The sequence below is a fragment of the Streptomyces sp. WAC 06738 genome (assembly GCF_003945505.1).
Lineage (GTDB): Bacteria > Actinomycetota > Actinomycetes > Streptomycetales > Streptomycetaceae > Streptomyces.
Map to the genome: position 1 here is coordinate 1765581 of NZ_CP029618.1, position 15812 is coordinate 1781392.

Here is a 15812-nt window from a genome sequence, read left to right on the forward strand (position 1 = left end):
ACGGTCACGTTATGGGGGGGGCGGGGCCGTCAGGGTTCGATCCCCTTCGCGAGCTGCCGGAACGCCAGTTCGGCCGCCTCTTTCGCATCCGGCGCCACCGCGTCCGCGCTCTCGCCGTCCGCGATCCGCCGCACGTTCTCCTCGGCGAGGATCCGCTGCACCGCCGCGATCTGCCCGGCCGCGAGCCGGGCCCGCACCGCGGGCCCGCCCAGCGCGTCGGCGAGCACCCGCTCCGAGCGCTCCTGCCAGCCGGCGAGCCGCGCGACCAGGGATGGCGTCCCGTAGAGGAGCCGCTGGTAGGCGATCACCGCCGGGTCGTCGCAGAGCCCGGTCACCGGGTCGCGTCGCTCAAGGCCGTCCAGGAAGTTCCGCCGCAGCGCCGCGAGCGGCGACTCGCCCTCCGCGCGGGCCGTCACGACCCGCGCCGCCTCGTCCTGGTGATCGGCGAACCGGTGCAGCACCAGGTCCTCCTTGGACGGGAAGTACCGGAAGAGCGTCGGCTTCGACACCTCCGCCGCGGCCGCGACCTCCGCCACGGACACCGCGTCGTACCCCCGCTCCAGGAAGAGCCGGACCGCGGTCTCGGAGAGGAGCCGCCGCGTGCGCTGCTTCTTGCGTTCGCGCAGACCGGGGACGGGGGTACCGGGGTCGGCCACCTAGGCGGACGCCACCTTCTGTGGCAGCCGGTAGGCGATCGTGCCGTACCAGGCGTACGAGACCGCGAAGCCGAAGGTGAGGCAGATGATCCCGCCCACCGCGTCCATCCAGAAGTGGTTCGCCGTCGCCATGATGACCAGCAGCGTCAGCGTCGGATAGAGCACCCCGAGCAGCTTCACCCACAGCGGCTTCGCCAGGACGGCGATGGTGATGCCGGCCCACACCGACCAGCCCACGTGCATCGAGGGCATGGCGGCGTACTGGTTGGAGACGTTGGCGAGGTTGCCCGAGGACATCGAGCCCCAGGTCTCGTGCACCCGCACGGTGTCGACGAAGTCCATGCCCTCCATCAGCCGGGGCGGCGCCAGCGGGAAGCTGTAGTAGCCGACGAGGGCGAAGCAGGTGGTGATGGCGAGCGCGAGGCGGACGGCGGCGTAGCGTCCCGGCTGCCAGCGGTAGAGCCAGACGAGCACGCCGAGCGTGACGACGTAATGGAGCGTGCCGTAGTAGTAGTTCATCGACACGACGAGCCAGGTGACGCCGTCGACCGCATGGTTGAGCGAGCGCTCGAAGGCCAGCCCCAGGCTCTCCTGGAAGCTCCAGATGCGGTCCGCGTTCTTCAGCGCCTGCGCCTCCTGCTCGGGCACGGCGTTGCGGATGAGGGAGTACGTCCAGTAGACGAGCGCGACGAGCATGATCTCGAACCACAGCCGCGGCGGGCGCGGCGAGCGCATCCGGTCGAAGAGGGCGCGCAGGCGCTGCCGGGAGGGGGCCAGGTCTCTTCGTTTCTCGTCGGCGTCCGTATCGGTCGAGGGGACGGGTGTCCGCCGGTCCTGAAGAGTCCTCGCAATCTTCGCTGGCCGGGGTGCAAGGTCCCGGGAATACGACGCGCCCATGGGGAGACAGTTTGCCAGACGGAGAGGGGTCGTCAGATCATCCCCCGGTGCCGCATTGGGGCGGGTATCTCCTCCCGGGGCGGTAGGCCGCGGTGGCGCGCCACGGTCCGCCGGACCGCCGCGGCCCCGCCCCAGACCGCGGCCCGCCGCGGTTCCCGGCGGGCCGCGGCGGGTCCCGCGCCGGATGGGGAGGACGGCGCGGGACCCGGTTCACGGGGGTGGTGCGATCAGGCGACGGGCTCCATCCAGCCGCTCAGCCGCACCGTGTTCTCGCCGTACGTGCGGTCCAGCTCGCGCCGCAGTTCGGGGGTGGCGGCGACGACTTCGAGGGTGACGGCGTTGCGCACCGGGTCGACGGCGGAGCTGAGCATGCCCTCGACGTCCTCGTCGACCTGCCGCTGGACGCGGTTCAGCTCCTCTTCCGTGTGCTCGGCGCCGACGACGCACAGCGGGCCGTCCCAGACGCCGCGCAGCTCGCGCTCGGCGGTCTCGGGGCCGCCGCCCTCACCGGCCTCGGCGAATCTGATGTTGACGACGTCGCCGTCGAGCCAGGAGCCGGCGTAGCCGGGCATCTTCCCGGCCTTGTCCAGCACCCGCTGCCGGGCGGCCCCGTCGGAGCCGGCCGCGTCCTGCCCGCCCTTCGGGTCCTTTCCGTCCTTCAGGTCCGCGCAGGGCGTGTCGAAGTCCGCGGCGGCCTTCGGCGCGCCCGGTTCCGTATCCCCGCCGGCGGGCCGCGGCTTCTCGGCCAGGGTGAAGCGCTCGCCGTCCCAGGTGCCGACGAGGTCCAGCGGATCGGTGTACGTGGTGTCCCTCGCGCGGTGCGCGCGTACGTCGTCCCACTCCCAGCCGACGATGTCCGGGCCGCCGCACTGCGGCGGCATCGACTCGGCGAGGGTGCGGCAGAGCTGCGGGCCGTGCTCGCCGTTCGCCAGGACCGTGGCCTGGACGCGGTAGAGCCGGGCGCCGGGGTCGACGTCCCCGCGGCTGCCGTCGCCGGCGGACCCGGAGGCGTCTTCCGAGCCGCAGCCGGCGGCCAGCACGGCGGTGGCGAGGGCGGCGGCGGTGGCCGCCGAGGTGCGTAGGGGGGTCGTTCGGTTCATGCCTCTCGGACGGCGCCGCTCCGGATCGGGTTCCCTCGGGGCCCGCGGCGCCCGGCGGTTCAGCCGTCGAGCGCCGCCCGGATCAGCCGGGCCGTCTCGACGGCGTGTTCCTCGTCCCGGTAGCGCGTACGGGGCCAGAAGAAGCCCCGCAGGCCGTCCTTGCGGTTGCGCGGTACGACGTGGACGTGCAGGTGCGGCACGGACTGGCTGACCCGGTTGTTCATGGCGACGAACGACCCCGCCGCCGCCGTGCCGCGCTCCACGGCGCCGGTGAGCCGCCGGACCCGGACGAAGAACGGGCCGACCTCGGGCTCCGGCAGGTCGGTGAGGGTCTCCACGTGGTGGCGCGGGATCACCAGGACGTGTCCGGGGAAGAGCGGCCGGGCGTCGAGGAAGCCGACCGCCACCTCGTCCGCGAAGACCCGGTGGCTCGGGAGTTCACCGCTCGCGATGGCGCAGAAGGTGCAGTTCACCTCTCCAGTCAACACCGGTCGTGGGGACTCGCAGGGCGCACGGCGGGCAGATGCAGCGGACGCGGCCGCAGTTCGGGCAGACGGGTACAAGCGCGTTCATGACTCCCAATGTCCCCTTCCGGTCTGAGGATTGGGTGAGAACCACGTGCGTAATCGCTGAAGCCCCGGCCATTGACAGCACCAGCGGCCCTGACTAAGTACCTCGGTTAACTGTTCGGTAACCACCCGCTGGAGGCCCCGGTGCGCGCTCGGCTCACGGTCCTGACCACCGTCGCGGCGCTCGCGCTGGGCCTGCTCGCCCCCACCGCCCTCGCCGGGCAGGGCGCGGAGTCCCCGCGGTCGGTACGGGCCGAGCAGCCCCGCGGCGGCGACCGCGCCGGGTGCGACCCCATCGGCCCCGCGGAGTGCCTGCTGCCGTTCCCCAACGACTGGTACACCGAGCGGGACCCCCGCACGGACACCGGCCGCCGGATCGCGTTCGAGCCCTCCGCCATGCCCGCCAACGCCGCCGGCACCCGCATCGACCCCGCCGAGTGGAACCGCGGTGACGGCTTCTCGCCCGGCTCGATGATCCTCGCCCACGTGCCCGGCGTCGACCTCGGCGAGACCCGCGCCGCGCCGCTCACCGACATCGGCGCCTCCCTCGACCGCGACGCGCCGATCGTGCTCCTCGACGCCGACACCGGCGAGCGCCACCCGTACTGGGCGGAGCTGGACGCCAACGCCACGGACCCCGCCCGCCGGGCCCTCATCGTCCGCCCCGCGCGCAACCTCGCGGAGGGCCACCGCTACGTCGTCGCCCTGCGCCGGCTCAAGGACGCCGGGGGCCGCACCCTCCCCGCGCCCGACGCCTTCCGCCGCGTCGACGGACCCGCGCTGCGCGAGGGCGACCCGCTCTACGAGCGCCAGCGCGACCACCGCCAGGTCCGGCGCGACCTCGCCCGCGCCGGCGTCACCTCCCGCGGGCTCTACCTGGCCTGGGACTTCACCGTCGCCAGCGAACGCAGCCTGAGCGAGCGGCTGCTGCACATCCGCGACGACGCCTTCGCCGGCCTCGGCAAGGGCGTACCGGAGCATCTGGTGTACGAGGTGAAGGACCACCCCGCGGACGACCCCGTGGCCCGCACGGTCCGCGGCGTCTACAACGTCCCCAGCTACCTCGACGCCCCCGGCGGCCCGCCGGGATCCGGCTTCCACCGCGCCGGCGGCGGCAAGGACGCGCTGCCCGCCCGGCTGCCGGGCAACAACCAGGTGGTGCCGTTCCAGTGCGAGATACCGCGCGCCGCCCTCGGCGGCCCCGGCGAGCGCGGCAGGGCCGCGCGGCCCGTCCTCTACGGCCACGGGCTCCTCGGCAACGAGACGCAGGTCGGCTCCCGTACGCAGCGCGAGCTGGCGGTCCGCGGCAACTTCGTCATGTGCGCCACGAAGTGGCAGGGCATGGCCGACGAGGACATCCCGTTCGTCGCGAGCACGCTGCAGGACCTCAGCCGCTTCCCCGCGGTCGCCGACCGGCTCCAGCAGGGCGTGCTCAACACCCTCTGGCTCGGCCGCCTCATGCGGCACGCGGACGGCCTCGCCGCGGACGACGCCTTCCGCGGCGCGGGCGGCGCGAGCGCGATCGACGTCCGGGCCGGGCTCGGCTACGCCGGCCACAGCCAGGGCGGCATCATGGGCGGCATCTACACCGCCGTGGCGCAGGACAGCACACGCTCCGTGCTCGGCGTGCCGGGGATGAACTACAGCACGCTCCTCAACCGCAGCGTCGACTTCGCGCCGTTCCAGCAGATCCTGGACGGGGCGTACCCCGACAAGCTGCGGCAGCAACTCGGCTTCGCGCTCATGCAAATGGTCTGGGACCGCGGCGAGGCCAACGGCTACGCCCAGCACATGACGTCGGACCCGCTGCCGCGCACGCCGCGCCACCAGGTGCTGATGCACGTCGCGTACGGGGACCACCAGGTCTCCCCCACCGCAGCGGAGGTCCAGGCCCGTACGGTCGGCGCCCGGATCCACGCCCCCACCGTGGCCGAGGGGCGCAGCCCCGATGAGGAGCCGTACTGGGGGCTGCGCCACCTGCGCTACCCGTACGCCGGTTCCGGGATGCTGGTCTGGGACAGCGGCAGCCCGTACCAGCCGCTGACGAACACCCCGCCCGGCGAGGGCCGGGACCCGCACTCCGACCCGCGCGACGAGCCCGCGGCGCAGCGGCAGATGGCCGAGTTCCTCAACACCGGCAGGATCGTGGACGTCTGCGGCGACGCGCCCTGCACGGCCGCCCCCGCGGGGTGAGCCGCTGCCGGTGCGCGGGTGATCACCGTACGATCGGCGCATGACTTCGAGTGAGCAGAACACCCCGCCCGCCCGCAAGGACCCGTGGGCGCTGCCCGACGTCTCCGGCCTGGTCGTCGGCGTCCTGGGCGGCACCGGCGACCAGGGCCGCGGGCTGGCCTACCGGCTGGCGCGGGCCGGGCAGCGGGTCGTCGTCGGCTCCCGGAAGGCGGAGCGGGCCGAGGCGGCGGCGGCCGAGCTGGGCAACGGCGTCGAGGGCGCGGACAACGCGGAGTGCGCGCGCCGCAGCGACGTGGTGATCGTCGCGGTGCCGTGGGAGGGGCACGAGGCGACGGTGACGTCGCTCCGCGCGGAACTCGCGGGCAAGCTCGTCGTGGACTGTGTGAACCCGCTGGGGTTCGACAAGAAGGGCGCGTACCCGATCCGGCCCGCCGAGGGCAGCGCGGCCGAGCAGGCGGCGGCGCTGCTGCCGGAGTCGCGCGTGGCGGCGGCGTTCCACCACCTGTCGGCGGTGCTGCTCCAGGACCCGGAGGTGGAGCGGATCGAGACGGACGTGATGGTGCTGGGCGAGTCCCGGGAGGACACGGACACCGTGCAGGCGCTGGCCGGGCTGATCCCGGGGATGCGCGGCGTGTACGCGGGCCGGCTGCGCAACGCGCACCAGGTCGAGGCGATGGTGGCCAACCTGATCTCGGTCAACCGCCGCTACCGCGCGCACGCCGGGGTGCGGCTGACCGACGTCTGAGGGGCGGCCGCGAGGCGTCCTGACGGACGGTCGGCAGGTGCCCCGACGGCCGGCCGGGAGGCGACCGGAGCGACGCCCGGGGGCGGTGCGGGGCGGGCAGGGCGTGGGGGCACAATGGACCCGCACGCCATACCCCCGAGGAGCCCGCCCCCATGCCGTCCGAGCCCCGCAAGACCCCGTCGTTGCTCGCGCAGGCCGACCGGCTCGCCGTCTTCACCGCCGTCGTGTGCGTGCTGTCGGTGGCCGCGGCCGTGGTGTCGTTCGCGAAGGGCTACTGGATCGGGGCCATCTGGGTGCTGCTGGCCGGGCTCTCGTCGAACATGACGTGGTTCTACGTACGCCGCGCACGGCTGACCCGCGCCCGGGACCGGAACGAGGGCCCGGCGCACTAGGCCCGCGCCGGGTCAGGCCGTGCGGCGGCGGCCCCAGCCGAAGAAGTACACGGCCGCGCCGAGCGAGACGGCGAAGACGCCGCTTGCGGTGATCGCGGGCCAGGCGTCGTCGCCGCGGACGGCCGGGGCGCCCGGCGAGCCCATCGCGGGTGCGCGGCCGGGGTTCTTGCCGTCGCCCGTGGTGTGCGGCGCGTCTTCCTGTACGGGGACGGAGGCGGCGGCCCGCGGCGCGGCGGGCAGGGACACCGCCTCGGCGGGGGCGGTGACGGCCGCCCAGAGCAGCGGCGCGGCGAGGCCGGTGAGCAGCAGGCGGCGACCGGATTGTCCGGGGGGCATGGGCGGGGTTCCTCTCCACGGGCCGGCGGGGCCGGCAGGGACCGCCGACGGGGGTTTCTTTCCGTCAGCGTCCGCGCGGCCCCGCCCGGTGCCGTGTCGGCACGACGGCGGGCACCCGCATGCAGTTAATAAGATCACCGCATCGGCGCATCCTCCGCGCCGGGAGTGCCCGCCGCCCCCGCGGGCTCAGTGGAAGGTGTGCTCCTCGGCCGGGAACGCCGCCGAGCCGACGTCCTCGGCGAAGGCCCTGGCCGCGTCGCCGAGGCTCTGCCGCAGGTCCGCGTACTGCTTGACGAAGCGCGGAAGCTTGCCGCCGGTCAACCCCGCCATGTCCGTCCAGACGAGCACCTGCGCGTCGGTGTCGATGCCCGCGCCGATGCCGATCGTCGGGATCTCCAGCGAGCGCGTCACCTCGGCGGCCACCTCCGCCGGCACCAGCTCCAGTACCACCGCGAACGCACCCGCCTCCTGCGCCGCCTTCGCGTCCCGCACCAGCCGGTGGGCGTCCTCGTCGGAGCGGCCCTGGACGCGGTAGCCCATGGCGTTGACGGACTGCGGGGTGAGCCCGAGGTGGGACATCACGGGGATGCCGGACTCCACCAGCAGCTCCGTCTGGCGCAGCGACCGCTCGCCGCCCTCCAGCTTCACCGCGCCCACGCCGGCGTCCTTGACCAGCCGCGTCGCCGAGCGGAGTGCCTGGACCGGGCCTTCCTGGTACGAGCCGAAGGGCAGGTCGCCGACGACCAGGGCGCGCCGGGTGCCGCGGACCACGGCGGCGGAGAGCATCGTCATCTCGTCCAGCGTCACCGGCACGGTCGTGTCGTAGCCGAGGTGGACGTTGCCCATGGAGTCGCCGACCAGCAGCACGGGGATGCCGGCCTCGTCGAAGATGCCGGCGGTGGTCGAGTCGTACGCGGTCAGCATGGGCCACTTCTCGCCGCGCCGCTTGGCGGCGGCCAGGTCCCGGATCGTCACCCGGCGGCCGCGGTTGCCCCCGTCCCCGCCGTACAGCGCCGGGGCGGAATCGGCCCCGCCGGGCGTCTTGCGGGCATGCGAAACGTGCGTCATCGCAAACGCTCCTTCGTCATCTCGAGGCGCCCTTACGGCGTCCCCGGACCACTTCCATGCTGGCACGCCGCGACGGCGAACGACACCCCGGCCCCGCCACCTGTGCGCAAGGTCGCACGCCCCCGCATGTCGAACCTGTGACCTGCGCTTTCCTCCGTGACCGCGCCTTTGCGAGGGCTTGGCGTTACGGAACGGCGCCGTCTCGGAATGCAGGCTAGCGTGGATTTCATGGACACCGCGCACCAGATCCCCCCGGCCGTCCACCGCCGCCGCTGGTTCATCCTCGGCGTCCTCATCTTCAGCCTGCTCATCGTCGTCCTCGACAACTCCATCCTCAACGTCGCGATGAAGACGATCGCCACCCCCGCCCCCACCGGCCTCGGCGCCAGCCAGAGCGAGCTGGAGTGGGCGATCGACGCGTACACCCTGGCCTTCGCGGGCCTGCTCTTCACCGCGGGCGTCCTGGGCGACCGGCTGGGGCGCAAGCGGGTGCTGCTGGCTGGCCTGGTCGTCTTCGGGGTGGGCTCGGTGCTCGCCGCGTTCTCCAGCAGCCCGGCCGAGCTGATCGCCTTCCGCACCCTGATGGGGCTGGGCGGCGCGTTCGTCCTGCCCGCCACGCTCGCCATCATCGTGAACGTCTTCGAGCGCGACGAGCAGCCCCGGGCCATCGGCATCTGGGCCGGGGCCGTGGGCCTGGCCATCGCCATCGGGCCGATCACCGGCGGGCTGCTGCTGGAGCACTTCTGGTGGGGCTCGGTCTTCCTGGTCAACGTGCCGATCATCAGCATCGCGCTGATCGGCATGGTGCTGCTGGTCCCCGACTCCAAGGACCCGAACCCCGGCCGGCTCGACCCCACCGGCGTGCTGCTGTCCATCGCCGGCCTGGTGCTGATCGTCTACGGCGTGGTCCGGGGCGGCCAGCGCGCCGACTTCGGCGCCCCGGAGGTCTGGGGCGCGATCCTCGCCGGCGCGGTCGTCATCGGCCTCTTCGTCTGGTACGAGCGCCGCAGCCGGCACCCCGCGCTCGACATCCGGTGGTTCCGCAACCCGCGCTTCTCGGCCTCGGTCGCCGTCATCGGCCTGGTGTTCTTCGCGCTCATGGGCGTGACGTTCTTCATGGTCTTCTACATCCAGAGCGTGCGCGGCCTCTCGCCGCTGGACTCCGGGCTGCTCCTGCTGCCGCTGGCCATCGCCCAGTTGATCTTCGCGCCGCGGTCCCGGCTCGTGGTCGACCGGTTCGGTGCCCGGGCGGTGTGCACGGTGGCCATGCTCGGCGTCGCCGTCGCCTTCGCCGGCTTCCTGCTGCTGGACGAGACGTCGCCGCTGTGGATCCTGGAGGTGCTGTTCTTCGTCATGGGCACCGCGATGGCGCACGTCATGCCGCCGGCCACCACCGCGATCATGCAGTCGCTGCCGCGCGAGAAGGCCGGCGCGGGATCCTCGGTCAACAACACCTTCCGGCAGGTCGGCGGCGCCCTCGGGGTCGCCGTGCTCGGCTCGCTGCTGTCGTCCGTCTACCGCGGCAAGGTGACCCTGCCCGCGGGGGCGCCGAGCGCGGCGGGCGAGTCCATCGAGGCCACCCGCACCTTCGCGCAGAAGGCCGGCGCGGCCGGGAAGAAGCTGATCTCCGAGGCCAACACCGCGTTCATCGACGCGATGCACGTGACGTCGATGGCGGCGGCGGGCGCGGCGGTCCTGGGCGCCGTGGTGGCCGCGGCGTTCATGCCCGCGAAGGACCGGGGGACGCAGGGGCCGGTACGGACCGGGGAGAATGAGCCTTCCACCCGGAAGTAGCGGCGGACGAAGGGCAGGCGGACGGCACGGTGGCTCTCACGGAGCGGCACGGCGAAGTGCACGGGCGGCGGCAGGACGCGCCGTACGGGGACCGCGCGCGTAGCGGCGTACGCGACGGGGCGCCCGCCTCCGAGACCGGCAGGCCGCCGGGACCGCCCGGGCCGCGGCGCGGCCGGCCGCGCAGCCGGACCGTCGAACGCGCCATCGCCGACGCCGTGCTGCGCCTGGCCGACGAGGGCGTCTCGCCCGACGGGCTCTCCGTCGAGCGCATCGCCCGCACCGCGGGCGTCGGCAAGGCCACGATCTACCGCCGCTGGCCCGGCAAGGACGAGCTGCTGGCCGACGTGCTCGCCGCGGTGGAGGGGCCGCCGCCGCGCCCGCGCGGCAGGTCCGTACGCGACGACCTCGTCGCGCTCGTGGACTTCCTCCGCGCCCAGGCGCTCGACCGCCGCTCCGCCGCCCTGCTCCACCTCGCCCTCACCGAGGCCGGCGCCCACCCCGCGCTCGCCCGGCGCTACCGCGAGACGGTCCTCGCGCCCCGCAGGGCCGCGGTGCGCGAGGTGCTGCGCCGCGGCGTCGCGAGCGGCGAACTCCGCGCCGACCTCGACCCGGAGCTGCTGACCGACCTGTTCACCGGCCCCGTGCTGGCCCGCGCCGTGCTCTACCCGGGAGAGCCGCCGCCCGCGGGGCCCGCCGCGCGGATCGTCGACGCCCTGCTGGACGGGGCCCGTTCACCTGACCGATGAAATGTCCCGGTTTCGCTACGGTGACCTTCCGGCACGCCCCGTCCGCAACTCGCGGCGCCGGTCCGTTCGTCAGGTAAGGGGTAACGGGGGCAGACCGGCGAGTGCAGTGACGTGAGGAACAGCGCATGACGCACGTGGACATGGCGGAGACCGGGCGCAGCACGGGCAACACGCAGGCGGCCGCCCCCGCGGAGTCGCGCGCGGTGTACTGGCGCCGCAGGCTCCGCGAGGGCCTGGGCCCCGGCACCTGGCGGCGTGGCCTGGTGGTCGCCGCGCTCGCGCTGCTCGACGGCATCGTGATGATGGGGCACGCGGCGATCCCCAACCGGGTCGGCAGCCTGGGCAGTCTGGTCGAGACGTTCCTGCCGTGGTTCGGCCTCGCCGTCCCGGTGCTGCTGGTGTGCGCGCTGTGGCGGCGGTCGCTGACCGCGATGTGCGCGCTGGTGCTGCCGGTGTTCGTCTGGTTCAACCTCTTCGGCGGGCTGCTCACCGACAAGTCCGGGGGCGGCGGCGACGTCACCGTCGTCAGCCACAACGTCGCCGAGGAGAACACCGACGCCGCGGGCACCGCGCGCAAGCTGGTCGAGTCCGGGGCCGACGTGCTCGCCCTCCAGGAGGTCACGCAGGACAACAGGTCCGCGTACGAGGACGGCCTGGCGGAGGCGTACCCGTACCACGAGGTGGAGGGCACGGTCGGGGTGTGGAGCAAGTACCCGCTGTCGGACACCCGGCCCGTGGACATCCACATGGGCTGGACCCGCGCCCTGCGCACCACCGTCACCACCGACGGGGGCCGGCTCGCGGTCTACACCGCCCACCTGCCGTCCGTGCGGGTGAAGCTCGACGCCGGGTTCACGGCCAACCAGCGCGACGCGAGCGCCGACGCGCTCGGCGAGGCCATCAAGAACGAGCCGATCGACCGCGTGCTGCTCCTCGGCGACCTCAACGGCACGATGAACGACAGCGCGCTGGCGAACGTCACCTCGCAGTTGCGCTCCGCGCAGGGCGCGGCGGGAAGCGGCTTCGGCTTCAGTTGGCCTGCGGACTTCCCGATGGCGCGGATCGACCAGATCCTGCTGCGCGGCGTGCAGCCGGTCAGCTCCGACGTGCTCGGCGAGACGGGCAGCGACCACCGCCCGGTACGCGCCTCGGTGGACCTGTGACGCGGCGGGCGCCCGCCCGCCGGCCCGGCGGGTCGCGGAACCCGCCGGGCCCGTGAACATGCCCCGCAGGCTCCTGAGCACGCCGGCTTCCGGCTGCCCGGACTGCGGGTGGGAGGTGCCGTTCAGTCGGTGCGATCGCGTTCGGCATTGATGCGCTGGGCTTCTTCGAGTTGGTCTTCCAGGATCACGATCCGGCAGGCAGCCTCGATGGGGGTGCCCTGGTCGACGAGTTCGCGCGCGCGGGCGGCGATGCGCAGTTGGTAGCGGGAGTAGCGGCGGTGGCCGCCCTTGGACCGCAGCGGGGTGATCAGGCGGTGCTCGCCGAGGGCTCGGAGGAAGCCCGGAGTGGTGCCGAGTATCTCGGCGGCCCGCCCCATGGTGTAGGCGGGGTAGTCGTCGTCGTCGAGACGGCCGAACGAATCATCTGCTGTCATCAAACCTCTTGGTGACTACATGGAATGCGTCGAGGGGCCCTGGTGCCGAATGGCACCAGGGCCCCGAAGGAACTGCTACACCATCTGCCGGCCCTCACAGGGCGCCGGCTTTCTCTTTCCGCGGGCCCGGGCAGCACGCTGCCGGGAGCGCGGGGATCGCGGTTGCTTGACCGGAGACCACCTCACTATCGATGTCCTGCGGTACCCGGGCCCAGACATGCGCCCGGGCGATCCTGATGGTGCCTGGCTCCTCCGTTTCTTTCCTCTGGGATCACTTACTTACTGCTGGTCCTGCGAACTGCACTTCTGTACTACGACGGCCCTTGGCCATGGCGGGCCGCTTACTGCTGGCCGGCAGTTCATCTCTGCCAGACCTCATTGATCTCTGACTACAAGAGAAACCATACCCACACCGACGCCCAATGTCTACTCCAGCGAGGAGAGGTTTTCGCGTCCTGGACGCGCAGATAACCGACCACCGCCCCGTGACCGCTGACGTGGAGCGGGCGGGGCCGCGTCGCGCGGGCGCCCGGTGGACCGGCTGACCGGCTAGACCCGTTCCCGCCAGCGGTTGGTGATCGGCAGCCGCCGGTCCTTGCCGAAGCCCTTCGGGGAGATCTTCGTGCCCGGCGGGTACTGCCGGCGCTTGTACTCCGCCGTGTCGACCATCCGCAACACCCGCTCCACCAGCTCCGGGTCGTACCCGCGGGCGACGATCTGCGCGCTGCCGTGGTCGCGGTCGACGTACAGCTCCAGGATCGCGTCGAGCACGTCGTAGTCCGGCAGCGAGTCGGTGTCGAGCTGGTCGGGGCGGAGTTCGGCGCTGGGCGGCTTGGAGATGGAGTTCTCCGGGATCGGCGGGATCTCGTTGCGCTCGGCGGCGGCCGCGTTGCGCCACTTCGCGAGCCGGAAGACGACCGACTTGTAGACGTCCTTGATCGGGCCGTACGCGCCGACCGAGTCGCCGTAGAGCGTCGAGTAGCCCACGGCCAGCTCGCTCTTGTTGCCGGGGGCCAGGACGAGCGGGCCCTCCTGGTTGGAGACGGCCATCAGCAGCGTGCCGCGCAGCCGGGACTGCAGGTTCTCCTCGGCCAGTCCGGCCAGCCCCAGGGACTCCATGTAGGCGTCGAACATCGGGCCGATGGGGACGCTGCGCAGGTGCAGCCCGGTGCGGCGGGCGAGTTCCGCGGCGTCGTCGCGGGAGTGCTGGGAGGAGTACCGCGACGGCATGGAGATCCCGTACACCTGGTCCGGGCCGAGCGCGTCGCAGGCGACGGCGGCGACGAGGGAGGAGTCGATGCCGCCGGAGAGGCCGACGAGGACGGAGCCGAAGCCGTTCTTCTCGACGTACGCGCGCAGCCCCGTGACCAGCGCGGTGTACATCTCCTCCTCGTCGGAGAGGCGGTCGGCGACGACCCCCGGGTACCGGCGGGGGTACGGCGCGACGGGCTCCGCCGACAGCGTCACGTGCTCGATGCGCAGTCCGTCGTCGGCGATCCCGGCCGGCGGCCGCGCCGCCGCGGCGGGCAGGTCGAGGTCGACCAGCAGGCACTCCTCGGTGAACTGCGCGGCGCGCGCGACGACCTCGCCGCGCGCGTCGACGACGATCGAGTCGCCGTCGTAGACCAGCTCGTCCTGGCCGCCGGTCATCGCGACGTACGCCGTCGTGCAGCCCGCCTCCTGGGCCCGCTTGCGGACCAGGTCGAGGCGGGTGTCGTCCTTGTTCAGCTCGTACGGCGAGGCGTTGACGGTGACGAGGAGGCCGGCGCCGGCGATCCGCGCGGAGGGCACCCGGCCGCCGTCCTGCCACAGGTCCTCGCAGATGGCCAGCGCGACGTCCACGCCGGCGACGCGCACGACGGGCATGGTGTCGCCGGGGACGAAGTAGCGGAACTCGTCGAAGACGCCGTAGTTGGGCAGGTGGTGCTTGGCGAAGGAGAGGACGACCTCGCCGCGGTGGAGCACGGCTGCCGCGTCCTTGGGAGAGCCCGCGGGCTGCCCGTAGCGGTGGCGCTCGCCGCTGCGGTCGAGGTAGCCGACGAGCACGGGCGTCTCGCCCAGCCCCTCGGCGGCCAGCCGCCCGGCGAGCGCGCGCAGCGCGGCGCAGGACGCCTCGACGAAGGAGGAGCGCAGGGCCAGGTCCTCGACGGGATAGCCGGTGAGGACCATCTCGGGGAAGGCCACGAAGTGCGCGCCGCGGTCGGCCGCGTGCCGGGTCCAGTGGACGACGGCGTCGGCGTTGCCGGCGAGGTCGCCGACGGTGGCGTCGATCTGATTCAGCGCGAGGCGAAATTGAGGCACGGACCCATTTTATCGTCTGTCTGACGCAATGCCGCGCCGGGAACCGGGCGGCCTGCGTCACAGAATGTTCGCCCAGATTTGTGACCCGGACCAGTTCACCGCTCCCGGCCCGGTCGGCATCGTGACGCGGGCACCCCTTCGCCCGTACGCAGCCGCAGAACCCGGACCGGGAGGACCCCCCATGGAGCGCCGCTCGTTTCTCCGCGCAGTGACCGCAGGCACCGGCGCCGTCGCCGTCACCGGCGGCCTCTGGCACGCCGCCGCGACCCCGGCGGCGGCCGCCGCGGCGGACAGCCCGTACGGCCCGCTGCTGGCCCCCGACGCCAACGGACTCGCGCTGCCGCAGGGCTTCACGGGCCGCGTCGTCGCCCGCTCCACGCGGGCGGTCGGCGGCATCACGTGGCACGGCGCGCCGGACGGCGGGGCGTGCTTCCCCGACGGCGACGGCTGGATCTACGTCTCCAACTCCGAACTCCCGCTGATCGGCGGCGTCTCCGCGCTCCGCTTCGGCCCGGACGGGACGGTGACGGCGGCCCGCCGCATCCTGGACGGCACGAACCTCAACTGCGCGGGCGGGGCGACGCCGTGGAACACGTGGCTGTCGTGCGAGGAGACGTACCGCGGCAAGGTGTACGAGACGGACCCGTACGGCAACCGCTCGGCGTCCTCGTACGGCGCGATGGGCCGCTTCAAGCACGAGGCGGCGGCGTGCGACACGGACCGCCGGGTCGTCTACCTCACGGAGGACGAGGACGACGGCTGCTTCTACCGCTTCACGCCGGCGTCCTGGGGAGCGTGGGGCGCGCTGTCGTCCGGCCGCCTCGACGTCCTGTGCGACGCGGGCGGCGGGGCGGTGGAGTGGCGGGAGGTCCCGGACCCGGACGCGCCGTGGCCCTGGGAGCAGACCCGGGCACAGGTCGACGAGGCGCTGCACTTCGACGGCGGCGAGGGCTGCTACTACTCGCCGCAGGCGGGGGTCTGCTACTTCACCACGAAGGGCGACAACCGCGTCTGGGCCTACGACGCGGGCGCGAACGCCCTCGCGGTGGTCTACGACGCGGACGAGCCGCTGGGCACGGTCGACAACATCACGGGCCGGGCGGGCGGCGACCTGTACGTCGCGGAGGACGGCGGCAACATGGAGATCAACATCATCACCCCCGCGGGCACGGTGGCCCCGGTGGTCCGCATCGACGGCCACCCGGAGTCGGAGATCACGGGCCCGGCGTTCTCCCCGGACGGGTCGCGGCTGTACTTCTCGTCCCAGAGGGGCGAAAGCGGCTTCGCGGCAGGCACGGACGGCGTGACGTACGAGGTGAGGGGCCCGTTCCGGGCGTAGCGGGCTTTGGGGAGGAGCACCGGAGGCTCGGCCGGGGCTTGGCCGGGCACAGCCCGGGGACGGCGGGGACGAAGCCCGA

General features: G+C 73.3%; 15 protein-coding genes. 7 read left to right on the forward strand and 8 right to left on the reverse strand.

Annotated features, from left to right (window positions below):
- Positions 1 to 29 precede the first annotated feature (29 nt).
- The 4 genes from DMB38_RS07365 to DMB38_RS07380 all read right to left on the reverse strand — a co-directional run bounded on the left by DMB38_RS07365 (position 30) and on the right by DMB38_RS07380 (position 3126).
- Positions 30 to 656, reverse strand: a complete 627-nt coding sequence (locus DMB38_RS07365; protein ID WP_125934468.1) for a TetR/AcrR family transcriptional regulator — start codon at positions 654 to 656, stop codon at positions 30 to 32.
- Positions 657 to 1391 (reverse strand): phosphatase PAP2 family protein, encoded by a 735-nt coding sequence (locus DMB38_RS07370; protein WP_125934469.1) that lies wholly within the window; start codon positions 1389 to 1391, stop codon positions 657 to 659.
- A 389-nt stretch (positions 1392 to 1780) separates the two neighbouring features.
- Positions 1781 to 2653, reverse strand: a complete 873-nt coding sequence (locus tag DMB38_RS07375; protein WP_125934470.1) for a hypothetical protein — start codon at positions 2651 to 2653, stop codon at positions 1781 to 1783.
- A 59-nt stretch (positions 2654 to 2712) separates the two neighbouring features.
- On the reverse strand, positions 2713 to 3126 hold the full coding sequence (locus tag DMB38_RS07380) for an HIT family protein (protein WP_125934471.1): 414 nt from the start codon (positions 3124 to 3126) through the stop codon (positions 2713 to 2715).
- A 240-nt stretch (positions 3127 to 3366) separates the two neighbouring features.
- Between DMB38_RS07380 and DMB38_RS07385 the strand changes: the two genes are divergently transcribed.
- From DMB38_RS07385 to DMB38_RS07395, 3 genes are all read left to right on the forward strand, one after another.
- Positions 3367 to 5415 carry a hypothetical protein gene (locus tag DMB38_RS07385; protein ID WP_125934472.1) on the forward strand — a complete coding sequence of 683 codons (2049 nt, stop codon included), beginning with the start codon at positions 3367 to 3369 and terminating at the stop codon, positions 5413 to 5415.
- 40 nt (positions 5416 to 5455) lie between these two features.
- Positions 5456 to 6160 carry an NADPH-dependent F420 reductase gene (gene npdG, locus DMB38_RS07390; RefSeq protein WP_125934473.1) on the forward strand — a complete coding sequence of 235 codons (705 nt, stop codon included), beginning with the start codon at positions 5456 to 5458 and terminating at the stop codon, positions 6158 to 6160.
- Positions 6161 to 6312: 152 nt separating this feature from the next.
- Positions 6313 to 6552 (forward strand): hypothetical protein, encoded by a 240-nt coding sequence (locus tag DMB38_RS07395; protein WP_125934474.1) that lies wholly within the window; start codon positions 6313 to 6315, stop codon positions 6550 to 6552.
- 12 nt (positions 6553 to 6564) lie between these two features.
- On the opposite strand, the gene DMB38_RS07400 is transcribed toward DMB38_RS07395, so the two are convergent.
- Both DMB38_RS07400 and panB read right to left on the reverse strand, forming a co-directional pair.
- On the reverse strand, positions 6565 to 6888 hold the full coding sequence (locus tag DMB38_RS07400; RefSeq protein WP_125934475.1) for a hypothetical protein: 324 nt from the start codon (positions 6886 to 6888) through the stop codon (positions 6565 to 6567).
- 186 nt (positions 6889 to 7074) lie between these two features.
- On the reverse strand, positions 7075 to 7956 hold the full coding sequence (gene panB, locus DMB38_RS07405) for a 3-methyl-2-oxobutanoate hydroxymethyltransferase (RefSeq protein WP_125934476.1): 882 nt from the start codon (positions 7954 to 7956) through the stop codon (positions 7075 to 7077).
- Positions 7957 to 8184: 228 nt separating this feature from the next.
- Here panB and DMB38_RS07410 point away from each other — a divergent pair, with 228 nt between their 5' ends.
- The 3 genes from DMB38_RS07410 (at position 8185) to DMB38_RS07420 (ending at position 11659) form a co-directional block, all read left to right on the forward strand.
- Complete coding sequence (locus tag DMB38_RS07410) at positions 8185 to 9750, forward strand: MFS transporter (protein ID WP_125934477.1); 1566 nt, start codon at positions 8185 to 8187, stop codon at positions 9748 to 9750.
- 29 nt (positions 9751 to 9779) lie between these two features.
- Positions 9780 to 10496, forward strand: a complete 717-nt coding sequence (locus tag DMB38_RS07415) for a TetR/AcrR family transcriptional regulator (protein WP_125934478.1) — start codon at positions 9780 to 9782, stop codon at positions 10494 to 10496.
- 125 nt (positions 10497 to 10621) lie between these two features.
- Positions 10622 to 11659, forward strand: a complete 1038-nt coding sequence (locus tag DMB38_RS07420; protein WP_125934479.1) for an endonuclease/exonuclease/phosphatase family protein — start codon at positions 10622 to 10624, stop codon at positions 11657 to 11659.
- Between the two features lie 122 nt (positions 11660 to 11781).
- Here DMB38_RS07420 and DMB38_RS07425 read toward each other — a convergent pair whose 3' ends face one another.
- Positions 11782 to 12093: a MerR family transcriptional regulator gene (locus DMB38_RS07425; RefSeq protein WP_125934480.1), complete on the reverse strand. Its 312-nt coding sequence runs from the start codon at positions 12091 to 12093 to the stop codon at positions 11782 to 11784.
- Between the two features lie 549 nt (positions 12094 to 12642).
- Entirely contained in the window at positions 12643 to 14394 is a 1752-nt protein-coding gene (locus DMB38_RS07430) for an NAD+ synthase (protein WP_125934481.1), read from the reverse strand.
- 181 nt (positions 14395 to 14575) lie between these two features.
- Between DMB38_RS07430 and DMB38_RS07435 the strand changes: the two genes are divergently transcribed.
- Positions 14576 to 15733: an alkaline phosphatase PhoX gene (locus DMB38_RS07435; protein ID WP_164715934.1), complete on the forward strand. Its 1158-nt coding sequence runs from the start codon at positions 14576 to 14578 to the stop codon at positions 15731 to 15733.
- Positions 15734 to 15812: the final 79 nt, after the last annotated feature.

Bases quoted from the DNA above. Each gene is read 5' to 3' on its own strand.
- DMB38_RS07400 (WP_125934475.1), bottom strand. From the start codon at position 6,888: ATGCCCCCCGGACAATCCGGTCGCCGCCTGCTGCTCACCGGCCTCGCC.
- DMB38_RS07410 (WP_125934477.1), top strand. From the start codon at position 8,185: ATGGACACCGCGCACCAGATCCCCCCGGCCGTCCACCGCCGCCGCTGG.
- DMB38_RS07370 (WP_125934469.1), bottom strand. From the start codon at position 1,391: ATGCGCTCGCCGCGCCCGCCGCGGCTGTGGTTCGAGATCATGCTCGTC.
- DMB38_RS07425 (WP_125934480.1), bottom strand. From the start codon at position 12,093: ATGACAGCAGATGATTCGTTCGGCCGTCTCGACGACGACGACTACCCC.
- DMB38_RS07395 (WP_125934474.1), top strand. From the start codon at position 6,313: ATGCCGTCCGAGCCCCGCAAGACCCCGTCGTTGCTCGCGCAGGCCGAC.
- DMB38_RS07420 (WP_125934479.1), top strand. From the start codon at position 10,622: ATGACGCACGTGGACATGGCGGAGACCGGGCGCAGCACGGGCAACACG.
- DMB38_RS07375 (WP_125934470.1), bottom strand. From the start codon at position 2,653: ATGAACCGAACGACCCCCCTACGCACCTCGGCGGCCACCGCCGCCGCC.
- DMB38_RS07435 (WP_164715934.1), top strand. From the start codon at position 14,576: ATGGAGCGCCGCTCGTTTCTCCGCGCAGTGACCGCAGGCACCGGCGCC.
- npdG (WP_125934473.1), top strand. From the start codon at position 5,456: ATGACTTCGAGTGAGCAGAACACCCCGCCCGCCCGCAAGGACCCGTGG.
- panB (WP_125934476.1), bottom strand. From the start codon at position 7,956: ATGACGCACGTTTCGCATGCCCGCAAGACGCCCGGCGGGGCCGATTCC.